Raw genomic sequence first — 26441 nt, forward strand, 5'->3', positions numbered from 1 at the left:
TCTACCGGTAGATCTGGCTGCGATGGCCGATCTCGACGACGAGTACGACCAGTTTGTGATCCTGGATATCGCAGATGATCCGGTAGTCGCCAACCTTGTAACGCCAGAGATGTTCGAACCGGGAGCCTTGAAGCGCATCGCCGAGCTGGCGGGGATTGTCCAGGAACAGCACACGCTTCTCCAAATAGCTGAGAATGCGCGCGGCCTCTCTGGGGGCGAACTTTGCAAGTTGCTTGCGCGCCTTGTCGTCGATTTCAAGCGTCCAGACCAAGGGAGCTCACGACCTCTTCAAGAGTGTAGGTCTTGTCATCGCCACGCTCGCGAGCCTCCATGACGGCTTCTGCACGTTTCAGGAAGTATGTATCTTCGAGGCGCTGCTCCAGGGCCTCCAGAATGTAGGCGTTCAGGGACATGCCTGCTTCAGTCGCATATTCCAGTGCGAGCCGCTGCATTTCTGCAGGCATCTCCAATAGCACGCGTTCGCTCATGTGCCCGATCCTCGGTTTCGTGCCGCAATATACCATCGCGAACCACTCTTCGCCACCCTTCGCCCTTGCCGCCAAATGCTTGATCCTCTAAGACACCGGCACATTTTGAAACGAAAAATCCGGTTGTGATCATGAGCGAAAAGAACAAGAAGCCGCAGAAACTCAAGGCCCGCCTGCCGCGCGGCTTCGTTGATCGCGAGGCCGGCGACATCCGCGCCGCCAACCAGATGATGGAGACCATTCGCGAGGTCTATGAGCGCTACGGCTTCGACCCGATCGAGACGCCGCTGTTCGAATATACCGACGCGCTCGGCAAGTTCCTGCCCGACAGCGACCGCCCGAATGAGGGTGTCTTTTCGCTGCAGGACGACGACAAGCAGTGGATGTCGCTGCGCTACGACCTGACGGCGCCGATGGCGCGGCATGTGGCGGAAAACTTCAACGAGATCCAGCTGCCCTTCCGCACCTACCGCGCCGGTTATGTCTTCCGCAACGAGAAGCCGGGTCCGGGCCGTTTCCGCCAGTTCATGCAGTTCGATGCCGACACCGTCGGCGCGCCGGGCGTCCAGTCCGATGCCGAAATGTGCATGATGATGGCCGACACGCTGGAAGCACTGGGCATCAAGCGCGGCGACTATGTGATCCGGGTCAACAACCGCAAGGTTTTGGACGGTGTGATGGAGGCCATCGGCCTTGGCGGCGAGGAGAATGCGGGACGGCGTCTCGGCGTGCTGAGGGCCCTAGACAAATTCGACAAGTTCGGCCCTGAAGGCGTAAAGCTTTTGCTCGGCGAAGGTCGCAAGGACGAATCTGGCGATTTCACCAAGGGTGCCGGGCTTTCTGATGAGTTCGCTGATAAACTCGTAAGCCTGTTGATGAGCCAAATGGGCAGTCTGAGCCAGACATTCGCACTCATACGCGACAGCTTTGGCAGCAATTCTGCTCTGGACGCTGGTCTTGATGAACTGAGTGTTATGGCGAACCTGCTGGCTGCAGCCAATTATTCCACGGAGACTTCGCAATATCGGTCTGAAGCCACGGATGAGCAGATGCGGATCATCGTCGACCCCTCCGTCGTTCGCGGTCTCGAATATTACACCGGCCCCGTCTACGAAGCCGAACTGACCTTCGACGTCACCAACGAAAAGGGCGAAAAGGTCGTCTTCGGCTCGGTCGGCGGCGGCGGGCGTTATGATGGCCTCGTCTCGCGCTTCATGGGCCAGCCTGTCCCGGCCACCGGCTTCTCCATCGGCGTCTCGCGCCTGATGACGGCCTTGAAGAACCTCGGCAAGCTCGGCCAGGACGACGTTCTGGGTCCGGTCCTCGTCACCGTTATGGACGGCGATGTCGAAAGCATGGGCCGCTACCAGCGCTTTACGCAGGCTCTGCGGGCCGAGGGCATCCGCGCCGAAATGTACCAGGGCAACTGGAAGAAGTTCGGCAACCAGCTGAAATATGCCGACCGCCGTGGCGCCCCCATTGCCATCATCCAGGGCGGCGACGAGCGCGCTCAGGGCGTCGTGCAGATCAAGGACCTGATCGAGGGAAAACGCCTGTCCGGGGAAATCACCGACAATGCCGAATGGCGCGAAGCCCGCGTCGCGCAGGATGTGGTGCCGGAGGCCGAGCTGGTGGCCAAGGTCAAGGAGATCCTGGCCGCCCAGGCGGAAGATCGTCTCCGGGCGAAGGGTGTCTAATGTCTGAACGGGTGGCTTTTCCCCTCCCCAACCCTCCCCACAAGGGGGAGGGGGCAGGTCGGCGCATATCGCCCGAGGTGTGGTTTGCCTCATTGGTGCGTTTGGCTGTTGAGACCGGCGACAGCCCCGAGTCTTCTCCCCCCTTGTGGGGGAGATGGGCGGCAGCCCAGAGGGGGTCTTCTCCCACCACCGCAGGAGCCATGCCATGCCCCTGATCGACATGCCAGATTTCGCCGGCACGCTGCTGGACGAATTTACCGCCCGCGCCACCACCCGCGTCGATACGCCGGTGATCCAGCCGGCCGCACCGTTTCTCGATATGGCCGGCGAGGACCTGCGCCGGCGCATCTTCCTCACCGAGAACGAGCGCGGCGAGAGCCTGTGCCTGCGGCCGGAATTCACCATTCCCGTCTGCCTGCGCCATATCGAGACCGCGACCGGCACGCCGAAGCGTTACGCCTATCTCGGCGAGGTTTTCCGCCAGCGCCGGGAAGGCGCGCAGGAATTCTACCAGGCTGGCATCGAGGATCTTGGCAATACCGGCGTGGCCGCTGCCGATGCCCGTGCCGTTGCCGACAGCGTCCAGATCCTGACGCGCCTGCTGCCCGGCAAGCCACTATCGGTGATGCTCGGCGACCAGTCTGTGTTCGAGGCGGTGGTGAAGGCGCTCGGCCTGCCGGCAGGCTGGCAGAAACGGCTGATCCAGGCTTTCGGCAACCCGGCCCAGATCGACCAGTTGCTGCGCCGCCTGGCGACACCGTCGCCGGTGCCAGGCCTTGATCCGAAGGTATCCGACCTGCTGTCGCTCGGTGACGAGCAAGCCCTTGTTGCCCATATCGACGAGACCATGCAGGCGACCGGTTACCTGACCAATGCCAGCCGCACGCCTGTCGAGATTGCCCGCCGCTTGAAGGAAAAGCTGGCGCTGGCCGAAACAAGGCTGGACGGCGCGGCTCTGCTGCTGCTGCGCGAATTCCTCTCGCTGGAACTGCCGCTGTCGGAAGCGTCCGCAGCACTGGCCGGATTTGCCGATGCCGCCGGGCTGAAGCTCGGTGCCGCAGCCCAGCGCTTCGACGAACGGGTAGTCGCCCTTGCCGATACCGGCATCGACCTGTCCGCGATCACGTATCGCGCCGCCTTCGGCCGTCCGCTCGACTATTATACCGGGCTTGTCTTCGAAGTGGTGGCGGAAGATCGTCCGGCGGTGCTCGCCGGCGGTGGCCGTTTCGACCGGCTGCTGACGCTGCTCGGCGCCGAAACCCATATCCCGGCTGTCGGCTTCTCGCTGTGGCTGGACCGCATCGAAGCCGAGAGGGCCGACGCGGCGATCCGAAAAGTGGATGCCGGTTTTCGGGCGGAATCGTCGCGCCAGCAAGCGAGAAATCCATGACCATCACAATCGGACTTCCCTCCAAAGGGCGGATGAAGGAAGACTCGTCGGCCATCTTCGAACGCGCCGGCATGAAGATCGTCGCCGTCGGCAATGACCGCTCCTATCGCGGCCGTGTCGAAGGTTTTGACGATGTCGAGATCGCCTATCTGTCGGCATCGGAAATTTCCCGCGAGATTGGCAATGGCACGGTCGATTTCGGCGTCACTGGCGAAGATCTGATCCGCGAAGGGCTGGCGGAGGCCGACAGCCGCGTCGAGATCGCCGCCCGCCTCGGCTTCGGTCATGCCGACGTGATTGTCGCGGTGCCGGAAGTCTGGTTCGATGTCGATAGCATGGCCGACCTCGGCGATGTCGCTGCCGAATTCCGCGCCCGTCATGGCCGACGGCTGGCGATCGCCACCAAATACTGGCGCCTGACCCAGCAGCATTTCTCCCGCCAGCACGGCATCCAGCTCTACCGCATCGTCGAAAGCTTGGGGGCCACCGAAGGCGCGCCCGCCGCCGGCCAGGCCGATATCATCGTCGACATCACCTCGACCGGCTCGACACTGAAGGCCAATCACCTGAAGATCCTGTCGGATGGGGTCATCTTGAAATCGGAAGCCTGCCTCGTGCGGGCGCGCAAGCCCGAACACGAGGGCAACCCGACCGTCGCAAGGATTGTCGAGGCCGTGCGCGGGGTGGTGTAAGCCTGCCTTTCGGATGGCTGTTGTTCGGCTGATGTGGCACCCCCCTCTGTCCTGCCGTACATCTCCCCCACAAGGAGGGAGATCGGGTTGGGGCCGATGCCTTGCGTTCTCTCGCCGGGGCTCAGACCTTCTGTTTGCCAAATGGAAGCCGAAGCGCTGGCGTCTAGCCGATCTCCCCACTTGTGGGGGAGATGCCCAGCAGGGCAGAGGGAGGTATCCCGACGGGACACAACGAAAAATCATTAAACGAAAAAGCCCGCCGGAGCGATCCGGCGGGCTTTTCTGTAACCGACAAGGTCAGTCTCAGGCGGCGACGGCAACCGAACCGCGGCGCGCGTCGAGCGAATAGGCGCCGGCACCGATGATGGCGAGCAGGATGTAGCCGCCGGCCAGCGTGACGTTCTTCATCAGCATGATCTGGTTCAGCGTGTTGATCCAGCCAAGTGCGCCTTCCGGCCAGCCTTCGATGGCAACGGTGCCGCTGTGGAAGACGAGGCCAGTGAACACGCAAAACAGGGCGAGTGCCCAGGCGGTCAGCTTGGTCTGGAAGCCGACGAGGACGAACAGGCCGGCGACCAGTTCGAACAGGCCGGCGGCATAGGCGAGCAGGGTGGCAGCCGGCAGGCCGGCGCCGGTGATCATGCCGGCAGTGCCGGCCGGATCGGTCAGCTTGCCGAAGCCGGACAGAATGAAGATGAACGACAGAAGGATGCGGGCGACAAGAAGAAGGGCATTGTTGGTGCTGGACATGAGGAAACTCCTTTGGATGGATGGTGCTGAAACCCCAAGCCAGGTGGGCTTCAGAAAGCTGACCTCTAGATGCCTGTTTTTCTCGTCATGCGATAGGTTGACGACAATTGACTGATCGTTCACAAAAACGAAACGATGAGCTGCTGTGTCCGCCGTTAAAGCGCTATCCGCCTCCCGACCATATATCAGGTATGCGGCAGTTACCCTCCGGATGGCGGGCCCTGCTGATCAGGCCGGCAACCGATATGCTTCAGGCGCTGTTGGCCGCAGAAAGGCGGAAACGGGGAAAGATGAACAGGCCGACGATCGTGCCGCCGTCATTGCCGTCGAAGCCACCGGACTCGCCGATACAGAAGACCGGTTGACGCTGGGCGCTGCCGGACAGGATCGTGGTGGAATAGCAGAAGCGCGATGGCGCGGTTGCGGCCTGTTCGAACAGGCGCAGGATATGGCCACGGTCACTCTGGTCGTAGCAGCGCATCATGGTCAGAAGGCCACATTCTGCGCCCTCCAGCCCGTGCAACTGGGCGGCCTTTTCCCCGAGCTTCAGCAACCCATTGGTCAGGTCACCCGTCCAGTCTTCGGACACACCAAAGCGGGACGCGTGCTCGCCCAGGGGGCTTTCACCCTCAAGCAGGTTTGGCGCGAAATTTGCGGCGAGATCAGCGTTTGCAATCTTAAACAAGGTAGTCCCCAAGTCGAAAGCCGTATGGCCCTATAAGTCTCGGATCAAATGTCTGTTCCAGAGCCAAACTTCCCCGTAAGGCCCTTCCGGCGATATGGCCGGACCCGGCAAGCATGATGTTTGCCGATCTTCATTCCCCAGCGTCCAGGTCGAAATGCAGTTCACCTCGACCCATTTCGCTCCATGCAACTCGCCCGAAGGTTACAATCCTGATCCCCACCTGCATCATTCCGATTTCACATACGAATGATCCGGTGACGCGCGCCGCATGCTTGATTTCTTGCGATAACGCAAGAGTTGTAACTGAAACTGCGTCCGCTGAACCAAGGTGGACTTGTTTTTACCTGCCTCTTCCCCTGTCAGCCGCGACTGATCCTCGCACGTCTCGTTTTGGGACAGGAGGAATAGGCTGGTGGATATCATGTTTCACAACATATGAAAACGCCTCATGTTCTCCCCAAAGCAGAAATCGCTTCCCTTTATTGGTGGATCTTAAGGTATTAAATATTAGCGAAATAAAATATAATGGCCGCGGAAAATCGATGAAATAACTGTAGTTCGAAACCGAAAATGTAATCTTAGATTTAGTAAGCTATCTTTTATATTCGGATAAGCTTTGTCAATTCCAGCTCCGAAAAGTTGTGTGCTTATTTTGGGTTTGTTCACCGATCGTGCAAAACACGAGACAGCGCACCCGCGGAATTAAAGGGGAAACGGTTAACGGATCAAGGTCTGATCCGGCAAGATCCCTTTTTGGTTTTCCAAACGAGGTGGAATCGTCATCCCGGGGAATGTCGCAGTTATGCGACGCTGTGTAACGAAAAAGGGCGATCCGAAGACCGCCCTTTCCGTATTCTGAACCGGTTGGCCCAGATGTAAAGACCCGAAGGTCTTACATCATGTCCATGCCGCCCATGCCGCCCATGCCGCCCGGCATGCCGCCAGCCGATTCCTTCTTCGGAAGTTCGGCGATCATGGCTTCGGTGGTGATCAGCAGCGAGGCAACCGAAGCTGCGTTCTGCAGGGCAGTGCGGACAACCTTGACCGGATCGACGATACCCATGGCGATCATGTCGCCGAATTCGCCGGTCTGGGCATTGTAGCCGTAGTTGTCGTTGTCCTTGTCGAGGATCTTGCCGACGATGATCGAAGCTTCGTCACCGGCGTTGTCGGCGATCTGGCGAACCAGCGACTGCAGCGCCTTGCGGACGATGTTGATGCCGGCTTCCTGGTCGTCGTTTGCACCCTTGACGGTGATCTTGGTCGAGGAGCGCAGCAGAGCGGTACCACCGCCCGGAACGATGCCTTCCTGAACAGCAGCGCGGGTCGCGTTCAGAGCGTCGTCGATGCGGTCCTTGCGTTCCTTGACTTCGATTTCCGTCGAGCCGCCAACGCGGATCACGGCAACGCCGCCAGCGAGCTTGGCAAGACGTTCCTGAAGCTTTTCCTTGTCGTAATCCGACGTGGTTTCTTCGATCTGCGCCTTGATCTGGGCAACGCGGCCTTCGATGTCGGACTTCTGGCCAGCACCATCAACGATGGTGGTGTTTTCCTTGGTGATCGAGATCTTCTTGGCGCGGCCGAGCATGTCGAGGGTGACAGTTTCGAGCTTGATGCCGAGGTCTTCCGAGATGACAGTGCCGCCCGACAGGATGGCGATGTCTTCCAGCATGGCCTTGCGGCGATCGCCGAAGCCAGGAGCCTTGACGGCAGCGATCTTCAGGCCGCCACGCAGCTTGTTGACGACGAGCGTTGCAAGAGCTTCGCCTTCGACGTCTTCAGCGATGATGACGAGCGGCTTGCCGGTCTGAACGACGGCTTCGAGAACCGGCAGCATGGCCTGGAGGTTCGAGAGCTTCTTTTCGTGCAGGAGGATGTACGCGTCGTCGAGGTCGGCGATCATCTTTTCCGGGTTGGTCACGAAGTAAGGCGACAGGTAGCCGCGGTCGAACTGCATGCCTTCGACGACTTCGAGTTCGGTTTCAGCGGTCTTGGCTTCTTCGACGGTGATGACACCTTCGTTGCCGACCTTCTGCATGGCTTCAGCGATATCGCGGCCAACCTGGCTGTCGCCGTTTGCCGAGATCGTGCCGACCTGTGCGACTTCTTCAGACGTCGAGATCTTCTTGGCCTTGGCCTGGAGATCCTTGACGACTTCCGAAACAGCCAGATCGATACCGCGCTTCAGGTCCATCGGGTTCATGCCGGCAGCAACAGCCTTGTTGCCTTCGCGAACGATGGCCTGGGCGAGAACCGTAGCAGTGGTGGTGCCGTCACCGGCGATGTCGTTGGTCTTCGAAGCAACTTCGCGGACCATCTGGGCGCCCATGTTCTCGAACTTGTCTTCAAGTTCGATTTCCTTGGCAACCGATACGCCGTCCTTGGTGATGCGCGGTGCGCCGAAGGACTTGTCGATGATGACGTTACGGCCCTTCGGGCCGAGCGTTACCTTGACAGCGTCAGCGAGGATATCGACGCCGCGCAGCATCTTTTCGCGCGCAGTGCGGCCGAATTTAATTTCTTTAGCAGCCATTTTCAAAACTCCCGGGCATCAGCCCATTGGTGAATTGTCTAGAAGGGAAGGGTGAAACGGCTGATCAGCCGATAACGCCCATGATGTCGGCTTCCTTCATGATCAGAAGGTCTACGCCGTCGAGCTTGACTTCGGTGCCCGACCACTTGCCGAACAGAACGCGGTCACCAACCTTAACGTCGAGCGCGACCAGGTTGCCCTTGTCGTCGCGAACGCCGGAGCCGATAGCGATGATTTCGCCTTCAGCCGGCTTTTCCTTGGCAGTGTCAGGAATGATGATGCCGCCCTTGGTCTTTTCTTCAGATTCAACGCGCTTGACTACAACGCGGTCGTGAAGCGGACGGAAAGTTGTGCTTGCCATTGTCTAATCCCTCGATCAAATGACATTCGCGGATCGCAGAACGGATCCGCATCGATACTGTTAGCACTCGCTCTTGGTGAGTGCCAGCGAGGTTGAGATAAGGAGAGGCCCCTGTTGAGTCAAGCACGGGGCTGAAAAATATCGTCGCGACGGGCATGCTTTCGCTCGACTATCCTGCACGCAAATGCGGCGCCAGTGCGAACAGTGATCTGTTCGGATCAGCGTGAACTATCCAGCGTGAAACCTCGACGGCTGACTTGGCCTAAGTCTTGTAACAAAAGCATCAATGGCCTGGTGTATAGAAACATGCGATCTGGTGGCCGGCCAAACACTGCAGACATCCGGGTTGCGGGCGACGTCGGATATTCGGATATAAAGACAAAAGACAGCAGGACATGACCAGCGACCTCTCCGAAAATCCTGGTCCTCCGAGCTTTGCCGAGCTGACCACAGCCTTTGCCCGCATCGGCGTCCTCAGCTTTGGCGGTCCTGCCGCCCAGATTGCGCTGATGCACCGCATCTGTGTCGACGAGAAGCGCTGGATCGACGAGGACCGATATCTGCATGCCCTGAACTACTGCATGCTGCTGCCCGGACCGGAAGCCCAGCAGCTTGCCACCTATATCGGCTGGCTGCTGCATGGCGTGCGCGGCGGTATCGTTGCCGGCCTGCTCTTCGTCCTGCCGGGGCTGGCCGTCATCATGGGGCTCTCGACGCTCTATGCGCTCTATCAGGATGTCGACCTTGTCGCCGGCCTGTTTTTCGGGCTGAAGGCGGCAGTGCTCGCCGTCGTCATCGAAGCGGTGATCCGCATCGGCAAGCGGGCGCTGAAAACCAAGTTCCACCGGATCCTCGCAGCACTCGCCTTTCTGGCGCTGTTTGCCCTGTCTCTGCCGTTTCCGCTGGTCATTTTGCTGGCGGCGGTGGCGGGCCTGGTCCGCGCCCGTATCACGCCGGCAGAAGAGGTTCCGGCACCGGTGGATATCGCCGCCCGCCCGCCGGCGGTACGACAACTGCTGACGCTGCTGTTCTGGATCGCCGTCTGGCTGGCGCCCCTGCCGATCCTCTGGTTGCTGGCCGCGGATACGGCCCTTCCAGAGCTCTATGCCTTCTTTTCGAAGATGGCACTTGTCACCTTTGGCGGCGCCTATGCCGTGCTTGCCTATGTCGCCCAGGTGGCGGTCGAGCAGTATCAGTGGCTCAAACCCGGCGAAATGCTTGATGGTCTGGCCCTGGCCGAAACCACACCCGGGCCGCTGGTCCTGGTGCTTTCCTATGTCGGTTTCCTCGCCGGTTTCCGCCATGGCGGCGGGCTCGATCCGCTGCTGGCCGGCCTCCTCGGAGCCTTGCTGACCGCCTGGGCCACTTTCATTCCAAGCTTCATCTGGATCTTCGCCGGCGCGCCCTATATCGAGCGCCTGCGCGGCAATCGCCTGATGAATGCTGCCCTCTCGGCGATCACGGCTGCCGTCGTCGGCGTCATCCTCAATCTCGCCGTCTGGTTTGCCCTGCATGTCTTCTTCACCCGCATCGGCTCTTTCGACCTGCCACTGGTCCCGCATCTCGGCCTGTCGCTGCCCGTGCCGGACTGGACCTCGCTCGATCTTGCGGCTCTGGCCGTCGCCGTCATCGCGGCCGTGATGATCTTCCGCTTCCACCTGGGCATCGGGCGAACGCTGGTCGTTGCGGCGCTGCTCGGGCTGGCGCTGCGCATGCTCGCCTGAGCCACGGCTGACGCAGTCATTTTCGCAAGGAAACCGGCAAGGCTCTTGCCTTGCCGCCTTTCCTTTGCCATGTCAGCCCACACGATCTTGAAGTCAGGAATGAACATGGCACTCGGCATTTCCACCCTAGGCGACGTCACCGCGAACTATGATGTCATTCTCTGCGATGTCTGGGGCGTGCTGCACAATGGCATCGATGCCTTCCCGGCCGCCTCTGAGGCGCTGACGGCGGCCCGCAAGGCGGGCGTTACCGTGGTGTTGATCACCAATTCGCCGCGCCCGGCGCCGGGGGTCATCACGCAGTTGCGCGCCATCGGTGTCGCCGATGAAGCCTATGACCGGATCATCACGTCGGGCGATGTCACCCGCACACTGATTGCGGCCGGCCCGAAGAAGGTCTTCCTGCTCGGCCCCGAGCGCGACATGCCGCTGCTCGAAGGGCTGGATGTCGAAGCCGTGCCCGCCGATCAGGCCGATTGCATCGTCTGCACAGGTTTCTTCGACGACGAGACCGAGGTGCCGGAAGACTACACTGCAATGCTCACCGAATTTGTCGCCCGCAAGGTTCCGCTGATCTGCGCCAATCCCGATCTGGTCGTCGAGCGCGGCCACCGGCTGATCCCCTGCGCCGGAGCCGTGGCCGCCTATTACAACACGCTGGGCGGCGAGACGCGCATTGCCGGCAAGCCGCATGCGCCGATCTATGCGGCAACCCTTGCTGCGGCCGGTCAGGCGCGCGGCAGTGCGATCGACACGGCCCGGGTCCTGGCGATCGGCGACGGCATGCCGACCGATGTGCGCGGCGCCATCGATGCCGGCCTCGACCTTCTCTACATCTCCGGCGGCATCCATGCGGCGGAGTATTCGCCAACCGGCACGACGGACGAACCTGCGCTGCACGACTTCCTCGAGCGTGAAAACGCCGCGCCGAAATTCTGGATGCAGCGTCTGGCATAAGGCTGACAGGTCATGACCGTGTTCCACCGCAACGAGAAGAAAGACGCGCTGCCCTCGGCCCTTCGGGGCGGAGTCATCGCGATCGGCAATTTCGACGGCGTGCATCGCGGTCACCAGGCGGTGCTCAGCCGCGCACTGGAACGTGCTGAAGCGCTTGGCGTGCCGGCTCTTGTCCTGACATTCGAGCCGCATCCGCGTTCGGTCTTCAATCCACAAAAGCCGGTCTTTCGCCTGACGCCGCCGCCTCTGCGCGCCCGCATTCTCGAGGCCATGGGTTTCCAGTCGGTCATCGAATATCCGTTCGATGTCGACTTCTCCCAGCGCTCGGCCGAGGATTTCGTCCGCTCGATCCTGGTCGAATGGCTGGGCGCCCGCGAAGTCGTCACCGGCTTTGACTTCCATTTCGGCAAGGGCCGCGAGGGTGGGCCGGCCTTCCTGATGGAAGCCGGCACCCGTCATGGCTTTGGCGTCACACTCATCGATGCGTTCCGTGATGAGGGTGCCGACGTGGTCTCGTCCAGCCGAATCCGTAGCCTGCTCGCCGACGGCAATGTGTCCGAGGCTGCGGGCCTGCTCGGCTATCGTTTTACCGTCGAGGCCGAAGTGGTCAAGGGCAACCAGCTTGGCCGCACGCTCGGCTTTCCGACCGCCAACATGAAGCTGCCGCTGGAAGCGACGCTACGCGCCGGGATCTACGCCGTGCGCTTTCGCCGGCCCGATGGCGTGATCCGCGATGGCGTCGCAAGTTTCGGTTATCGCCCGACCGTCACCGACAACGGCGCCGCCTGGCTGGAAACCTTCGTCTTCGACTTTTCCGGCGATCTCTACGGCGAGACCTGTTCGGTCTCCTTCTTCGGCCACCTGCGCGACGAGTGGAAGTTCGACGGCCTCGATCCGCTGGTCGCCCAGATCAAAAAGGACGAGCAGGAGGCAAGAACACTGCTCGCCGGCGTAAGGCCGATCGGCGAACTGGATGCGAAGATCGCGTTTTGACGGTCAGCGAAGCAGGCGGCTGTCGAACGGATAGTCGTAAGTTCTAGCGATCTTTATCTGTGCCGCATCCGGGTGAAGCGGATTGATCAGATAGTTCCTGGCCGTTGGCATGACGGCCGATGGAACGCGGAGAACCGGAAATTCGCAGGCTTGCAGCAGGGATGAGCCGATCGCCTGGGACACGTCGAGATCGTCGACCGCATTGAGCAGGAACTGGACGAATATCTGCCTGTCGCTCATTTTCTTCACGACGGACCCAAGCCTTTTCCTGGTCCTCTCAATGCGCTCTGCAAGCGCGTTGTCGGTTGTTGCGAAAGTCCCATCGCTTTCTGAGGCAAACAAGGCATCCGTGGCCTTGCTGAAAACGTCGGCGTCGCCAAGGATGACCAGGTTGTCGGGGCAGGTGATGCGGAGCAGCTGGAAGCTGGGCGGTATTTTGGATTTGTCCATATGCACCAGCGTTTCCAGCAGTGCCGTGGATGGATGGTCGCAGCAGTAGACGACCGGAATGCCCCTGTAGTGCCAGCGACCCGAGACAACCAGGCCGCCACGGCCTGACAGATCTGTAAATTTCGAGATCCGCCACAGGTCCATGGCTAGAAAATGCCGTGCTCGATCCGCAAAAGCTCGTCTTCCACGAGCCGCGCGCCGGTTTCCGATTGAAGAAGACTGATCGGCACGACCCCGTTCAGGGCCAGACTGGGTTCCCGCAGCCAGCCGTCCGCGCGCTGCCATTCGTCGAACACCCGCTCGGCGATTTCGCAGATACGCAGAACTCGAAGCACGCTGTCACTCTCGCTGACGGTCAAGGGTTCCTTTCTGGCCACGCGCCGGGCGAGCGTACGCCTGGGTGCAACGATGCGGTAAATCTCGTCCATCGAAAAACCGTAGTGCTTGAGCTTCTCGATCGCCTTGGCATCAAACCGGTGGGCGAAGGCTGGCGATGCCTGTTCAAGCAGGCTCACGATGTCGTGCGGTTGCTCGGTACTTTGTCTCGCTGTCGTCATTGCCCGTTTCCTTGCCAATTGCCCTTAAATCATATGCGCAAATGGCAGGGCATTCAATTGCCGCTGCAGGGACTGCCGATAAACAGCACGTCTACCCCCTTTCAATTTGCCGCAAAAACACATAGACAAACGCCCGATGACCAGGGCACGGACGCTGATATCCCTCCGAATTATAGGCCCGGCCTTCCGCGCGCTTTGAGCTGCCGGAGGGTCCGGGTTTTCAGCGCTTGCACAGCGCTTCTCCGTCTCAAACGACTGTTCCCGATTTTTCAGCGCAGCCCTCCCGGCGCGCATTCAATGGCTAGATCATGACCGATACCCCTGAAAAGCTTGACTATTCCAAGACCCTCTATCTGCCTGAAACCGAATTCCCGATGCGCGCGGGCCTGCCGCAGAAGGAGCCGGAAATGGCCGCCAAATGGCGCCAGATGGATCTCTACAAGCAGTTGCGCGCCTCTGCCACCGGCCGCGAGAAATTCGTCCTGCATGACGGCCCTCCCTATGCCAATGGCAATATCCATATCGGCCACGCGCTGAACAAGGTGCTGAAGGATGTCATCACCCGCTCGTTCCAGATGCGCGGCTATGATGCCAATTACGTGCCCGGCTGGGATTGCCACGGCCTGCCGATCGAATGGAAGATCGAGGAAAAATACCGCGAAAAGGGCAAGGACAAGAACGAGGTCCCGGTCAACGAATTCCGTAAGGAATGCCGCGAATTCGCGCAAGGCTGGATCGACATCCAGTCGGAAGAATTCCGCCGCCTCGGCATCGAGGGCGATTTCGACCGTCCCTATACGACGATGAATTTCCACGCAGAGGCTCGCATCGCCGGTGAACTGCTGAAGATCGCGATGTCCGGCCAGCTTTACCGCGGATCGAAGCCGATCATGTGGTCGGTGGTCGAGCGCACGGCACTGGCGGAAGCCGAGGTGGAGTATCACGAGGTCGAGAGCGACACGATCTGGGTGAAGTTCCCGGTAATGGATGGTGCGTCTGTTGTGGATGTGCTGGTGACGCCAGGTGGTTTGGCGCCGGTCTCCGACATTCCAATGTCTCCGAATTCGTTGTCTCAGGAGCGGGCTTCTGTTGTCATCTGGACGACCACCCCTTGGACCATTCCCGGCAACCGCGCGATCTCTTTTTCGTCGAGAATCGAATATGGGCTGTACGAGGTGACCGAAGCCGCGAACGATTTTGGCCCGCAGCCGGGCGAACGGCTCGTCTTCGCCGACAAGCTGGCAGCCGAAGCCTTTGCCAAGGCCAAGCTTGCGTTCAAGCGTCTACGAACAGTTGCTGCCGATGAACTCAAGCAAACCACCTGCGCTCACCCGCTGGCTCATCTCGGCTATGACTTTGCCGTTCCCCTCCTCGACGGCGACCACGTCACCGACGATGCCGGTACCGGTTTCGTCCACACAGCGCCGTCGCACGGTCGCGAAGACTTCGAGGCCTGGACGGGTCACGCCAAGATGCTTGCCGACCGCGGCATCGATACGAAGATCCCGTTCCCGGTGGCCGACGACGGCTTCTACACCGACGAAGCTCCCGGTTTCGGCCCGTCTGCCGAAGGCGGCGCGGCGCGTGTCATGGATGACAACGGCAAGAAGGGCGATGCCAACAAGCGGGTCATGGATGCGCTGATTGCCGCCGGCAACCTGTTTGCCCGTGGCCGCATCAAGCATGAATATCCGCATTCCTGGCGTTCGAAGAAGCCGATCATCTTCCGCAACACGCCGCAGTGGTTCGTCTATATGGACAAGGAACTCGGCGACGGCACGACGCTGCGCTCGCGCGCTTTGTCGGCCATCGACGACACCCGCTTCGTGCCCGCTGCCGGCCAGAACCGGTTGCGCGCCATGATCGAAGGCCGCCCCGACTGGGTGCTGTCGCGTCAACGTGCCTGGGGTGTGCCGATCTGCGTCTTCGCCGATGCTGAAGGCAATGTGCTGAAAGACGAAGAGGTCAATGCCCGCATTCTCGAAGCCTTCGAGACGGAAGGCGCCGACGCCTGGTTCGCCGACGGTGCCAAGGAACGGTTCCTCGGCAATGCCCATGACGCCGACAAGTGGCAGATGGTCACCGACATCCTCGACGTCTGGTTCGACAGTGGCTCGACCCACACCTTTACGCTGGAAGACCGCCCCGACCTGAAATGGCCGGCCGACGTCTATCTCGAAGGCTCCGACCAGCATCGCGGCTGGTTCCATTCGTCGCTGCTCGAAAGCTGCGCGACGCGTGGCCGTGCGCCTTACAACGCCGTCGTCACCCATGGTTTCATCATGGATGAGAAGGGCGAGAAGATGTCGAAGTCGAAGGGCAATGTCACCGCCCCGCAAACGATCATGAAGGATGCCGGCGCCGATATCCTGCGCCTCTGGGTCATGTCGTCCGACTATGCCGAAGACCTGCGCGTCGGCAAGACGATCATCCAGACCAATATCGACGCCTATCGCAAGATCCGCAACACGATCCGCTGGATGCTCGGCACGCTTGCCCATGACAGGCAAGAGGAGATTTCCTACGCCGACCTGCCGGAACTCGAAAAGCTGATGCTGCATCGCCTGGCCGAACTCGACCAGCTGGTGCGCAAGGCCTATGACGAATTCGACTTCAAGCGCATCACCCGCGCCCTGACCGATTTCGCCAATGTCGAGCTGTCGGCCTTCTATTTCGACATCCGCAAGGACACGCTCTATTGCGACGCCCCGTCGAGCCTGAAGCGCCGCTCGTCCCTGTTCGTCATCCGCAAGCTGTTCGATAGCCTCGTGCTGTGGTTCGCGCCGATGATGCCGTTCACCACGGAAGAGGCCTGGCTGTCGCGCGATCCGAATGCCGTCTCAGTTCATCTGGAACAGTTCCCGGTGATCCCGGCCGAATGGTCGAACGAGGCCCTGGCTGAAAAGTGGAAGAAGGTCCGCACCGTCCGCCGTGCCGTCACCGGCGCGCTGGAAGTCGAGCGCAAGGAAAAGCGTATCGGCTCGTCGCTGGAGGCGGCCCCGGTCGTGTTTGTCGCCGATCCGGACCTGCTGGCAGCACTCGAAGGCCTCGACTTTGCCGAGATCTGCATCACGTCTGACATTGCCGTTGTCGCTGGCGAAGGCCCGCAAGACGCTTTCCGTCTGGACGATGGCACCAGGGTCTCGGTCGAGCCGAAGCTTGCCGAGGGCGTGAAATGCGCTCGCTCGTGGAAGATCACCAAGGATGTCGGCAGTGACGCCGACTATCCCGATGTCTCGGCCCGCGATGCCAAGGCCTTGCGCGAGCTGGCGGCAGCGCACTGACGAAATATTACCGGATGGTTTGCGCTTTGGCGGGTCATCCGGTAAAACTGCCTGAAAATGGCCGAAATTTACTGTCAGCGGACACGCTGGGAATTTCGACAAGACAGAACGAAATGCGGCGAGGCTGGTAGGCATTCATGAAATCGGCATATCTGTTCAGAGTTGGCTTTGGTGTAGCGGGCCTTCTCGGCGCGACGCTCGGCCTGACCGGCTGCCTCGGCAGCCCGACCTATGGCACGGACAAGACTGCCATCGAGCAGCTAGCCGATGACGTCGGCTCTGCCGTCTCGATTGGCGGCAAGGAACCCGCCAACAAGGGCACCAAGTACAATCCGCGCCCGGAACTGGTCATGCCGCCGTCTGTGGCCCAGGCCAACTTGGTCGCACCGCAGCAGTCGCTGGCCAGCAAGGACAATCCGGAATGGGTCGAAGCGCCCGAACAGACGCGTGAGCGCCTTGTCGCCGAGGCCGATGCCAATGCCGACAACCCGAATTACCGTTCGCCGCTGCTCGCCGGTTACGGCACGGCAGGCACGATGACCGAAACCCAGAAATGGCAGGCCTTCCGCGAAGCCCGCAAGCTGCAGAAGGGCGCCTATATCGACCAGCGCCGCCTGCTCTCGGATCCGCCGACGGAGTATCGCAAGACCGAGGAAACTGAACTGGCCGATCTCGGCGAGCCGGAATTGAAGAAGCAGAAGCGTCGCAAGAAGGAAGCCAAGGCCGCCCAGCAGAGCAATAGCTCCTGGTGGCAGCCCTTCCAATAAGTTTTGCAACAATGATTTCGATCAGGGCAGGGCGGCAACGCCCTGCCTTTTTCTTATGGCCCGCCTTTTTATATGGTTTGACCGATGACATTCACCATCCGCCCGGCAACGCCTGACGACGCTGCGACCATTCTCGGCTTCATCACCGAGCTTGCGGTCTACGAGAAGGCCGGCCACGAAGTGGCTGCGACCGAAGACAGCATCCGCCAGTCGATCTTCGGCGAGGGCTCGGTCACCGAAGCCGCCATTCTGGAAGCGGATGGCAAGCCGGCCGGCTTTGCCGTCTGGTTCTACAGCTACTCGACCTGGCTGGCGCGCAATGGCCTCTATCTCGAAGACCTCTATGTTTCGCCAGACCATCGCGGTGGCGGTGCCGGCAAGCTTTTGTTGCGCCATCTCGCCCGGATTGCGGTTGAAAAGGGCTGCGGCCGCTTCGAGTGGAGCGTGCTCGATTGGAACGAGCCTGCGATCCGCGTCTATGACGCGATCGGCGCCGAGCCGCAGACCGAGTGGATCCGCTACCGCCTGTCGGGTGAAGAGCTGAAGGCTTTTGCAGCAGGTTGAGCGGGGTTAGCTCTCCCGCCGTTCCTGGAAGAATGTCCTGAGCATATCGCCAGCTTCGGTTTCGCGAAAACCGGAATAGACCTCCGGCTGGTGGTGGCAGGTGGCTTGCGCATAAAACCGCACGCCATTGTCGACCGCGCCACCCTTCGGGTCGCCGGCCGCATAATAAAGCCGCCGGATGCGGGCAAAGGAGATGGCTGCCGCACACATCGTGCACGGCTCCAGCGTCACATAGAGATCGGCATCGACCAGGCGCTCGTCGCAGGCGATTGCTCCGGCCCGACGGATCGCCAGAATTTCGGCATGCGCGCTGACATCGTTCTGCGCCCGTGTCTCGTTGCCGGCCCGCCCGATGATGGCGCCGTCCCTGACCACCACGGCACCGATCGGCACCTCGCCACGCGCTCCGGCAGCACGCGCCTCGGCAAAAGCCGCCTCCATGAAGCCGTTTGTCTTAGTCATGCGTGAACTTTCCACTTAACCAGAGCCGCGCGACCTGATACGACAGCCCAAACCACAGGCAAATAGCAAATGACATTCAAAGACAAGTCCAAGCGACCGGCGGGCAAGCCCTCTGATCGCGGCGCAAAGCCGCTCTCTCGCAAGCCGGCCGCCAAAACCGAAATCAACCCCGCACGCGCAGCCCGGTCAGACTCACCGGCCGGCGACGACGGGATGAAGCCCGAGCGCATTTCCAAGCTGCTCGCGCGCGTTGGCGTGGCCTCGCGCCGCGACATCGAGCGCATGATCATGGAAGGCCGGGTCAAGCTCAACGGTACCGTGCTCGATACGCCGGTCGTCAACGTGACGCTATCCGACAAGATCGAGGTCGATGACCAGCCGATCCGCGGCATCGAGCGCACAAGGCTCTGGCTCTACCACAAGCCGGCCGGCCTGGTGACCACCAATTCCGATCCGGAAGGTCGCTCGACCGTGTTCGACAATCTGCCGGAAGAGCTTCCGCGCGTCATGTCGATCGGCCGTCTCGACATCAATACCGAAGGCCTGCTGCTGCTCACCAATGATGGTGGCCTGGCGCGTGTTCTGGAATTGCCGACCACCGGCTGGCTGCGTCGCTACCGCGTTCGCGCCTTTGGCGAGGTCGATCAGCCGGCACTCGACAAGCTCAAGGAAGGCATGGCCGTCGATGGCGTGCTCTATGGTGCGATCGACGCAACGCTCGACCGCAAGCAGGGCCACAACGTCTGGATCACCATGGGCCTTCGCGAAGGCAAGAACCGCGAAATCAAGAACGTGCTCGGCGCGCTCGGTCTCGAGGTCAACCGCCTGATCCGCATTTCCTACGGTCCGTTCCAGCTCGGCGACCTGCCGGAAGGCGATGTCCAGGAAGTCCGCGGCCGCATGCTGCGCGATCAGCTGGGCCCACGCCTGATCGAAGACGCCAAGGCGAATTTCGATGCCCCGATCTTCGCCCATGGCGGCGTTGTCGAAGACGAAGACGATGAAGTCGCGGCAAAGGCCAAGCCCGCCAAGGCGGAATGGGCGCGCGAAGAGCGTCGCGAGGAACGTCCCGCCAAGCCGCGCTTCAGCGAGAAGCCCGGCGACAAGCGCGAACGCGCGCTCGACCGCCTCGACACCCGTCGCGACGACAGCCGCACCAAGCCGGCCGGCAAGCGCGATGGCGAAAAGCGCGGCTTTGGCGCTCGTGACGAAGGCAGCCGTTTCGGCGACAAGCCGAAGCGTGCGCCGATGGCGCCGAAGAGCCGCACCGCCAACGTCTGGATGGCGCCTGGCGCCCGCCCGGTCGCCGAAAAGAAGGCGGCTGTCGAAGGCGAAGAGGCCAAGGCACCGCGCGCCCGCCGCGAAGGTGCGCCCGAAAGCAAGCGCTACGGCCGTGGCAAGGATGGCAAGCCGACCAAGGGTTCGACGCGCTTCAATCCGGACAGCAAGGGCCGCAACGATTTCGCCGATCGCGACACCGGTCCGCGCGTTGTGGTCAGCCGTGCCCGCGACGAAGAAGGCGACTGGATCCGCGCCGATGGTCCGGACACCAAGCCCGGTGCCCGTGATGGTGGCCGTGGTGGTGCCAGAGATGGAGGCCGCGACGGCGACAAGCGCGGTGGCTTCGGCGACCGCGGCCCGCGCCGCGAGACAACCGACCGCGGCCCGCGCCGTGATTTCGGTGACCGCCCCGATCGTGGCGACCGTCCGGCCCGCGCCGATCGCCCGCGTGGCGACAGTGCGCGCAGCGATGCGCCGCGCGGCGAACGTTTCGGCTCGGATCGCCCGCGTGGCGATCGCCCCAGCAATGATCGGCCCACCGGTGATCGTCCCCGTTCTGATCGTCCCCGCGACGATAGACCCCGTGATGACCGTCCGCGTGGCGACAAGCCTTTTGGTGCAAAACCCTTCGGTGACAAGCCGCGCGGCGCAAAGCCGTTTGGCGACAAGCCTGCGGGTAAGTCCTTCGGCGGCAAGCCCAGCGGAAAGCCCGCTGGCAAGTCGTTCGGTGGCAAGCCGGGCGGACGCCCGCCGAGCACGCGTGCCGATGGCGGCCCGCGCAGCTTCAGCGGCAAGCCTTCCGGCGCCGGCCGTGGCGGCCCGCCAAAGGGCAAGAGGTAAGCCGGCATGCGGGTTGTCGGTGGGGAATTCCGTGGCCGTGCTTTGGCCACGCCCAATTCCAATGATATCCGGCCGACCATCGACCGGACGCGCGAGAGCCTGTTCAACATTCTCGCTCATGCCCATCCGGGTCTCCTGGATGGCACACGCGTTCTAGACCTCTTTGCCGGCACGGGGGCTGTCGGCATCGAGGCCCTGTCGCGCGGTTGCAAATCGGCGCTGTTCGTCGAAAACAGTGTCGAAGGCCGCAGCCTGCTGTGGGAAAACATCGACGCGTTCGGCTTGCACGGCCGTGCGCGTATCCTGCGCCGTGATGCGACGGATCTTGGGCCTTCCAACAATATCGAGCCGTTCGATCTACTGTTTGCCGATCCGCCCTATGGCAAGGGCCTCGGCGAAAAGGCTATGCTCTCGGCCCACAGGGGCGGCTGGCTGGCGCCTGGCGCGCTGGTCATTCTCGAGGAACGTGGCGATGTCCAGGTCACGGTAGATCCGGTGTTTGCCTTCACCGAGGAACGCACCTTCGGTGACACGAAAATGTACTTCTTTTCCTATAGGCCTGCCTGATATCGTTCACGAGACAAGGTGCCATGGATAGCATTGTCGAGACCTCGCTTCCGTCCTCAGGCTCTCCTTCTCAACCGACCATAGGCCTGGCACTCGGCGCTGGCGGCGCCCGTGGCTTTGCCCATGTCCCGGTTCTGGAAGTTTTCGATGAGCTGGGCATAAAGCCGTCGATCATCGCCGGTTCCTCCATGGGAGCCCTGATCGGCGCGGCCTATGCCGCCGGCATGAGCGGCCGTGACATCCGCGACTATGCACTGCACTTGGCCGACAATCGTGCCCAGGTGCTGAACCGTCTCTGGGGCCTGCGCCCGGTCAGCATGCGCGACGCGTTCGGCGGCTTTCGCCTTGGCCAGTTCAATCTTCAGCGGGTGCTGCAAGCCTTCCTGCCACCGGAAATCCCGACGCATTTTACCGGCCTCGGCATTCCCCTGAAGGTGATGGCGACAGACTATTACGGCCAGTGCGAGCAGATCTGCGACCATGGCGACCTCTATGAAGCGCTTGCCGCCTCGGCGGCCATTCCGGCCCTGTTTGCGCCGGTCACCATCAAAGGCCGGCTGATGATCGACGGTGGCATCTTCAATCCGGTGCCTTACGACCTGCTGATCGGCGAGGCCGATATCATCATCGGCGTCGATGTCGTCGGCGCGCCGGAAGGCGACGGCTCCCTGATGCCCAATCGCATCGACAGCCTCTTCGGTGCCTCGCAGCTGATGATGCAGTCGAATGTCGCGCTGAAGATGAAGATCTGCCAGCCCGACATCTATCTGCGCCCGGAGGTCAATTCCTTCCGCGTGCTGGATTTTCTGAAAGCCCGCCAGATCTTCGAGGCCTCGGAAGGCCTGAAGGACGGTCTCAAGCGCGAGATTTCCGCCCGCATGGAAGACTTCGTCCGCCGCTGATCCCGGCGGACTGCTTCCATTTAAAGTGAACGGCTCTAGCTGTGCGGACCGGCCTCTTCGCCAACCATCGGCGCCACCGGGCGCTTCGGCTTGACCAGCGGTTCCGGCTTGACCGGCCGGTTGTGCAGCATGTCGCGTCCGGCCTGGATACCTTCCTGTGCCTGGATCCGCAGGCGTTCCTCGTCGCGGCGACGGATATCCTCGCCGATATCATAGGCTTCGTCTTCCGAAACGCCGAGACCTTCCAGTGTCCTGCGCCCGAACAGCAGGCCGGATTCCAGTGTTTCGCGGAGTTCGTAGTCGACGTCGCGAGCCCGCAGCGACAAGCTGTGAATGCGGTCATAGGAGCGCACATACAGCCGGACATCAGGATATTCGGTGCGGATCAGGTCGACGATCGCGTCGGTCACCTCTTTTTTCTGCGTGCAGACCGCGACGATCTTGGCCTTCTCGATGCCGGCGGCGCGCAGCACGTCGAGCCTTTTGCCATCGCCGAAATAGATCCGGAAACCGAATAGGGCTGCCTGGCGGACGCGATCGGCACTGTCGTCAATGATCGTCACGTCGCGGCCGCTGGCGAGCAGGATCTGCGCGGCGATCTGGCCGAAACGGGAGAAGCCGACCATCAGCACATCGGCGCCGGCGCCTTCGAAATCCTCTTCCATCTGTTCGCGCTCGCCGCTGTCGTCGGAGACGAGCCTCTTGGCCAGCAGGGTCGCCAAGGGGGTGAGCGCCATCGATAGCGTCACGATCGAGATCAGCAGCGAGGATGTCGCGCCCGACAGGATGCCGCTGGCGGCGGCCGTGGTGAACAGGACAAAGCCGAATTCGCCGCCCTGCGGCAGAAGCATGGCGATGCGGATGGCATCATTGTGCGGCGATCCGGCGATCCGGCAGATGCTGTAGAGCACCGCCGCCTTCACTGTCATCAGCACCGGCACGGCGAGCGTGATCAGCAGCAGGTTGTCGACGATCACCTGGATGTCCATCGACAGTCCGACGGCCATGAAGAACAGCGCCAGCAGCAAGCCGCGGAACGGCTCGATATCGGCTTCCAGCTCATGCCGATAGGAGGATTCGGCCAGCATCACGCCGGCAAGAAAGGCGCCCATGGCCATGGAGAGACCGCTGACCTGCATCAGATAGGCGGAGCCCAGAACGACGAACAGGGCAGCGGCGATCATCACCTCGCGCGCGCCCGTTCTTGCAATGACCTGGAACAGCGGCGTCAGAAGATAGCGTCCGGCCAAGATCATGGCGACAACCGCACCGACCGCCATGGCGATCTCGGTGAAGGCGGAGGAGCCCTGTTCGCCACCATTGCCGTCGAGGATCGAGATCATCGCCAGCAACGGCACGATGGCGAGATCCTGGAACAGCAGGATCGAAAACGATCGCTGTCCGTGGCGGCTGTTCAGCTCGCCATTGTCATTGAGGATCTGCAGGGCAAAAGCAGTCGACGACAGCGCCAGACCAAAGCCGGCGACAAAGGCAGCGCGCCAGTCGAGAAGACCGGAAAGCAGGATTGCCCCGGTCATGGCAAAACCGGTCAGGAGAACCTGTGCGGAGCCCAGCCCGAAAATGTCGCGGCGCATGTGCCAGAGCCGGCTGGGTTTGAGTTCGAGCCCGATGACAAACAAAAGCAGGACGACGCCAAGCTCCGCCACGGCGAGAATGTCGCCCGATCCGGCGATCATATGCAGCACCGGTCCGATCACCACGCCGGCGGCCAGATAGCCAAGAACCGTTCCCAGTCCGAGTTTTCGAAACAGCGGGGCGGCAACAACGGCGCCGCCAAGCAGCAGCAGGGGTTGGGTGAAAAGCGCTTCGGTTGCGGTGGACAAACGCGGTCTCCTTGGCACCATGCCGGGCTCGTGAACGGGAAAAACCCGAACCGCCCTTGATGCCCTCTGGAATGCACAATAAATGGAGCGGGAAGGAAAGGCCAAGCCATGCCCAATGAAATTGATTCCGTCAATCTTCTCCAACGCGCCGAACAGCTCGTCGATCTGGCCCGTAAGGCTGGAGCCGACCGCGCCGATGCGGTTGTCGTGCGATCCAGATCCAAGGGGGTCAGCGTCCGCATGGGCAGGGTCGAGTCGACCGAAGCCTCCGAGAGCGATGATTTCTCCCTGCGCGTTTTCATCGGCAATCAGGTCGCCAGCGTTTCGGCCAATCCCGGCTTCGACCTGACGGCACTGGCCGAACGCGCTGTCGCCATGGCCAGGGTTTCGCCCGAGGATCCCTATGCCGGGCTTGCCGATGAGCAGGATCTGGCCCGCACCATAGCCGATCTGGAGCTTTACGATCCGACCGAAGTCTCCAGCGACAGCCTGCGCGAAAGTGCGCTCGCCATGGAAGAGGTAGCCCGCAGCGTCAACGGCGTCAGCAATTCGCTCGGCGCCGGTGCCTCTGCCGGCATGGGTGGCCTGGTGCTGGTCACCTCGCATGGCTTCTCCGGCAGTTATGCCGCCTCGCGGTTTTCCCGTTCCGTCGGCGTCATTGCCGGCGAGGGCACCAAGATGGAGCGCGACCACGATTTCGACAGCCGCCTCTATTTTGCTGATCTCGATGACGCCGAAGTGATCGGCCGCCGCGCCGCCGAGCGGGCGATCAAGCGTCTGAACCCGCGCCAAGTCCCGACCGCCTCCAATCTGACCGTGATCTTCGATCCGCGTGTTGCCCGTGGTTTTGTCGGCACTATCGCCGGTGCCATCAATGGCGCATCCGTTGCCCGCAAGACCTCGTTCCTGCGCGACAAGATGGGCCAGCAGGTTCTGAAGGCCGGCCTGAATGTCACCGATGATCCGTTGAAGGTTCGCGGATCGTCGTCGCGCCCCTTCGACGGCGAAGGTGTCAGCGGTGAAAAATTGACGATGATCGAAGATGGCGTGCTGAAGCACTGGTTCCTGTCGTCGTCGGCGGCGCGCGAACTGGGCCTGCGGACCAATGGCCGTGGAGCCCGTGGCGGCACCGCGGTTTCGCCGTCCTCGACCAATCTGGCGCTGGAGCCGGGCGATATCTCGCCCGAGGAACTGATCCGCAATGTCGGCACCGGCCTCTATATCACCGACATGATCGGCCAGGGCGTCGATATGATCACCGGTGAATACAGCCGCGGTGCTTCCGGATTCTGGATCGAGAATGGCGAACTGACCTATCCAGTGTCCGAAGTCACCATCGCTTCGAATCTCAAGGACATGTTCATGCGCGTGACCCTTGCCGACGACATCGACCGCAAGTTCGGTGTCGCAGCTCCCACGCTTGCCATCGAGGGCATGACCCTTGCCGGGCTCTGACGACAGCGGAGCGCCAATTTCCACGGCTTTGGGCGTCTTCGACTGGCAGGCCGATCTGGAGCTGATTACCACAGCCGCCCGTGAGGCTGGTCGCGTGGCGCTGTCCTTCTTCGGCCAGTCTCCGGAAGTCTGGTGGAAGAACGAGGGCCAGTCGCCGGTCAGCGCTGCCGATTACGCCGCCAATCTTTCGCTCGAGACGGTGCTGCGCACGGCCCGCCCGAGCTATGGCTGGCTGTCGGAGGAGACCGATGATGATCCGTCGCGCCTTGGCTGCGACACGCTCTTTGTCATCGATCCGATCGATGGCACCCGCGCCTTCATCGCCGGCAAGAATACCTGGTGCGTCAGCGTGGCCGTCGTCCACAAGGGACGCCCCGTTGCCGGCATCTTGGTCGCACCGGCGCTGGATGAGGAATTTGCAGCCGTTCTCGGTGGCCAGGCCTTGCGAAACGGTACGCTGATCCGCGTCTCATCGGCTGCAAGCGGCGGGCCTTTGAAGGTCGCCTGCGCGCAGGACATGATTGCAGGCTTTCAACCGGCGATCCGGTCGCGCATCGAACGCGTCGAGCATGTGCCGTCGCTTGCCTATCGCCTGGCGCTGGTGGCCGATGGTCGGATCGACGCGACGCTGGTCAAGCGAAACTCGCATGACTGGGATCTGGCCGCTGCCGATCTGATCCTGTCGTGCGCCGACGGAAGCCTGACCGATCTGGCCGGCGAACCGCTCGTCTACAACAGGCCGGATGTCACCCAGCCTGTCCTTGTTGCCGCCGCCAACCAGGTCTTGCCGGAGCTTTTGGAAACCCTTACCCCAATTGCCCGGAGTTGACCTTTCAAATGAAATCGCGCAGATGAAATGTCTGCAGAAATTCTATGGGATGAAACCGTAACAATGACCGATTCCAGCGACAAGAAACAGCTTCTCCATCTCGTTTTTGGCGGTGAGTTGTCGAACCTCGAACAGGTTCAATTTCGGGATCTGAATGACCTCGATATCGTTGGCATCTTTCCGGATTACGCCAGCGCTCTGGTGGCATGGAAGTCCAAGGCACAGGCGACCGTCGACAACGCGCACATGCGCTATTTCATTGTCCACATGCACCGTCTTTTGAATCCGACCGAATAAGTGAATTTTAGTGCCGCGACCGTGCTCCCAGCCTTCGCCGCTATGATTGACCCGCATCGAGGGTCACGTTTT

Annotated in this window: 25 protein-coding genes; 15 read left to right on the forward strand and 10 right to left on the reverse strand. The window is 61.6% G+C overall.

Going from position 1 to position 26441, the window contains the following annotated elements:
- Window position 1: 1 nt before the first annotated feature.
- Window positions 2-271, reverse strand: coding sequence for a type II toxin-antitoxin system RelE/ParE family toxin (locus tag GVK95_RS03940; protein WP_159946744.1), 270 nt, complete (start codon window positions 269-271; stop codon window positions 2-4).
- On the reverse strand, window positions 255-488 hold the full coding sequence (locus GVK95_RS03945) for a DUF6290 family protein (protein WP_159946746.1): 234 nt from the start codon (window positions 486-488) through the stop codon (window positions 255-257). The genes GVK95_RS03940 and GVK95_RS03945 overlap by 17 nt, the downstream gene beginning before the upstream one ends.
- Window positions 489-619: 131 nt before the next feature.
- Here GVK95_RS03945 and hisS point away from each other — a divergent pair, with 131 nt between their 5' ends.
- From hisS to hisG, 3 genes are all read left to right on the forward strand, one after another.
- On the forward strand, window positions 620-2185 hold the full coding sequence (hisS, locus tag GVK95_RS03950; protein WP_159946748.1) for a histidine--tRNA ligase: 1566 nt from the start codon (window positions 620-622) through the stop codon (window positions 2183-2185).
- 205 nt (window positions 2186-2390) lie between these two features.
- Window positions 2391-3575: an ATP phosphoribosyltransferase regulatory subunit gene (locus GVK95_RS03955; RefSeq protein ID WP_159946750.1), complete on the forward strand. Its 1185-nt coding sequence runs from the start codon at window positions 2391-2393 to the stop codon at window positions 3573-3575.
- On the forward strand, window positions 3572-4267 hold the full coding sequence (hisG, locus tag GVK95_RS03960; protein ID WP_159946752.1) for an ATP phosphoribosyltransferase: 696 nt from the start codon (window positions 3572-3574) through the stop codon (window positions 4265-4267). Before GVK95_RS03955 ends, hisG begins: the two co-directional genes overlap by 4 nt.
- Window positions 4268-4570: 303 nt before the next feature.
- On the opposite strand, the gene GVK95_RS03965 is transcribed toward hisG, so the two are convergent.
- From GVK95_RS03965 to groES, 4 genes are all read right to left on the reverse strand, one after another.
- Window positions 4571-5017, reverse strand: a complete 447-nt coding sequence (locus GVK95_RS03965; RefSeq protein WP_159946754.1) for a DoxX family protein — start codon at window positions 5015-5017, stop codon at window positions 4571-4573.
- A gap of 250 nt (window positions 5018-5267) precedes the next feature.
- Entirely contained in the window at window positions 5268-5702 is a 435-nt protein-coding gene (locus tag GVK95_RS03970) for a hypothetical protein (protein WP_159946756.1), read from the reverse strand.
- Window positions 5703-6594: 892 nt separating this feature from the next.
- Window positions 6595-8235 (reverse strand): chaperonin GroEL, encoded by a 1641-nt coding sequence (gene groL / locus GVK95_RS03975; RefSeq protein ID WP_159946758.1) that lies wholly within the window; start codon window positions 8233-8235, stop codon window positions 6595-6597.
- A 64-nt stretch (window positions 8236-8299) separates the two neighbouring features.
- Window positions 8300-8596 (reverse strand): co-chaperone GroES, encoded by a 297-nt coding sequence (gene groES, locus GVK95_RS03980; protein ID WP_007597533.1) that lies wholly within the window; start codon window positions 8594-8596, stop codon window positions 8300-8302.
- 395 nt (window positions 8597-8991) lie between these two features.
- On the opposite strand from groES, the gene chrA reads away from it, so the two are divergent.
- From chrA to GVK95_RS03995, 3 genes are all read left to right on the forward strand, one after another.
- Window positions 8992-10320 (forward strand): chromate efflux transporter, encoded by a 1329-nt coding sequence (chrA, locus tag GVK95_RS03985; RefSeq protein ID WP_159946760.1) that lies wholly within the window; start codon window positions 8992-8994, stop codon window positions 10318-10320.
- 105 nt (window positions 10321-10425) lie between these two features.
- Window positions 10426-11277 carry a TIGR01459 family HAD-type hydrolase gene (locus GVK95_RS03990; protein WP_159946762.1) on the forward strand — a complete coding sequence of 284 codons (852 nt, stop codon included), beginning with the start codon at window positions 10426-10428 and terminating at the stop codon, window positions 11275-11277.
- Window positions 11278-11289: 12 nt separating this feature from the next.
- Window positions 11290-12270 (forward strand): bifunctional riboflavin kinase/FAD synthetase, encoded by a 981-nt coding sequence (locus tag GVK95_RS03995; protein ID WP_159946764.1) that lies wholly within the window; start codon window positions 11290-11292, stop codon window positions 12268-12270.
- Window positions 12271-12273: 3 nt separating this feature from the next.
- On the opposite strand, the gene GVK95_RS04000 is transcribed toward GVK95_RS03995, so the two are convergent.
- Window positions 12274-12864, reverse strand: a complete 591-nt coding sequence (locus GVK95_RS04000) for an RES family NAD+ phosphorylase (RefSeq protein ID WP_159946766.1) — start codon at window positions 12862-12864, stop codon at window positions 12274-12276.
- 2 nt (window positions 12865-12866) lie between these two features.
- Window positions 12867-13277, reverse strand: coding sequence for an antitoxin Xre/MbcA/ParS toxin-binding domain-containing protein (locus GVK95_RS04005; protein WP_159946768.1), 411 nt, complete (start codon window positions 13275-13277; stop codon window positions 12867-12869).
- Window positions 13278-13585: 308 nt separating this feature from the next.
- On the opposite strand from GVK95_RS04005, the gene ileS reads away from it, so the two are divergent.
- The 3 genes from ileS to GVK95_RS04020 all read left to right on the forward strand — a co-directional run bounded on the left by ileS (window position 13586) and on the right by GVK95_RS04020 (window position 17892).
- Window positions 13586-16561: an isoleucine--tRNA ligase gene (gene ileS, locus GVK95_RS04010; RefSeq protein WP_159946770.1), complete on the forward strand. Its 2976-nt coding sequence runs from the start codon at window positions 13586-13588 to the stop codon at window positions 16559-16561.
- Window positions 16562-16698: 137 nt separating this feature from the next.
- On the forward strand, window positions 16699-17328 hold the full coding sequence (locus tag GVK95_RS04015; protein ID WP_159946772.1) for a hypothetical protein: 630 nt from the start codon (window positions 16699-16701) through the stop codon (window positions 17326-17328).
- Window positions 17329-17412: 84 nt separating this feature from the next.
- The gene (locus tag GVK95_RS04020) at window positions 17413-17892 is read left to right on the forward strand and encodes a GNAT family N-acetyltransferase (RefSeq protein ID WP_159946774.1); all 480 of its coding nucleotides are present in this window, start codon (window positions 17413-17415) and stop codon (window positions 17890-17892) included.
- Window positions 17893-17898: 6 nt separating this feature from the next.
- Here GVK95_RS04020 and GVK95_RS04025 read toward each other — a convergent pair whose 3' ends face one another.
- Entirely contained in the window at window positions 17899-18354 is a 456-nt protein-coding gene (locus tag GVK95_RS04025; RefSeq protein ID WP_159946776.1) for a nucleoside deaminase, read from the reverse strand.
- 69 nt (window positions 18355-18423) lie between these two features.
- Here GVK95_RS04025 and GVK95_RS04030 point away from each other — a divergent pair, with 69 nt between their 5' ends.
- The 3 genes from GVK95_RS04030 to GVK95_RS04040 are packed head-to-tail and all read left to right on the forward strand — an operon-like array spanning window position 18424 to window position 21944.
- Complete coding sequence (locus GVK95_RS04030; protein ID WP_159946778.1) at window positions 18424-20475, forward strand: pseudouridine synthase; 2052 nt, start codon at window positions 18424-18426, stop codon at window positions 20473-20475.
- 6 nt (window positions 20476-20481) lie between these two features.
- Window positions 20482-21042, forward strand: a complete 561-nt coding sequence (rsmD, locus tag GVK95_RS04035; protein ID WP_159946780.1) for a 16S rRNA (guanine(966)-N(2))-methyltransferase RsmD — start codon at window positions 20482-20484, stop codon at window positions 21040-21042.
- Window positions 21043-21065: 23 nt separating this feature from the next.
- Window positions 21066-21944, forward strand: a complete 879-nt coding sequence (locus GVK95_RS04040; protein WP_159946782.1) for a patatin-like phospholipase family protein — start codon at window positions 21066-21068, stop codon at window positions 21942-21944.
- A gap of 35 nt (window positions 21945-21979) precedes the next feature.
- Here GVK95_RS04040 and GVK95_RS04045 read toward each other — a convergent pair whose 3' ends face one another.
- Entirely contained in the window at window positions 21980-23809 is a 1830-nt protein-coding gene (locus GVK95_RS04045; protein WP_159946784.1) for a monovalent cation:proton antiporter-2 (CPA2) family protein, read from the reverse strand.
- An 87-nt stretch (window positions 23810-23896) separates the two neighbouring features.
- On the opposite strand from GVK95_RS04045, the gene GVK95_RS04050 reads away from it, so the two are divergent.
- From GVK95_RS04050 to GVK95_RS04060, 3 genes are all read left to right on the forward strand, one after another.
- Window positions 23897-25243, forward strand: coding sequence for a TldD/PmbA family protein (locus GVK95_RS04050; RefSeq protein ID WP_159946786.1), 1347 nt, complete (start codon window positions 23897-23899; stop codon window positions 25241-25243).
- A complete protein-coding gene (locus GVK95_RS04055) occupies window positions 25230-26072 on the forward strand; it encodes a 3'(2'),5'-bisphosphate nucleotidase CysQ (RefSeq protein WP_159946788.1) in 843 nt (280 codons plus the stop codon). The genes GVK95_RS04050 and GVK95_RS04055 overlap by 14 nt, the downstream gene beginning before the upstream one ends.
- A 63-nt stretch (window positions 26073-26135) precedes the next feature.
- Complete coding sequence (locus GVK95_RS04060; RefSeq protein ID WP_159947462.1) at window positions 26136-26369, forward strand: DUF4170 domain-containing protein; 234 nt, start codon at window positions 26136-26138, stop codon at window positions 26367-26369.
- Window positions 26370-26441: the final 72 nt, after the last annotated feature.

It is taken from the genome of Rhizobium sp. 18065 (assembly GCF_902706095.1).
Taxonomy (GTDB): domain Bacteria; phylum Pseudomonadota; class Alphaproteobacteria; order Rhizobiales; family Rhizobiaceae; genus Allorhizobium.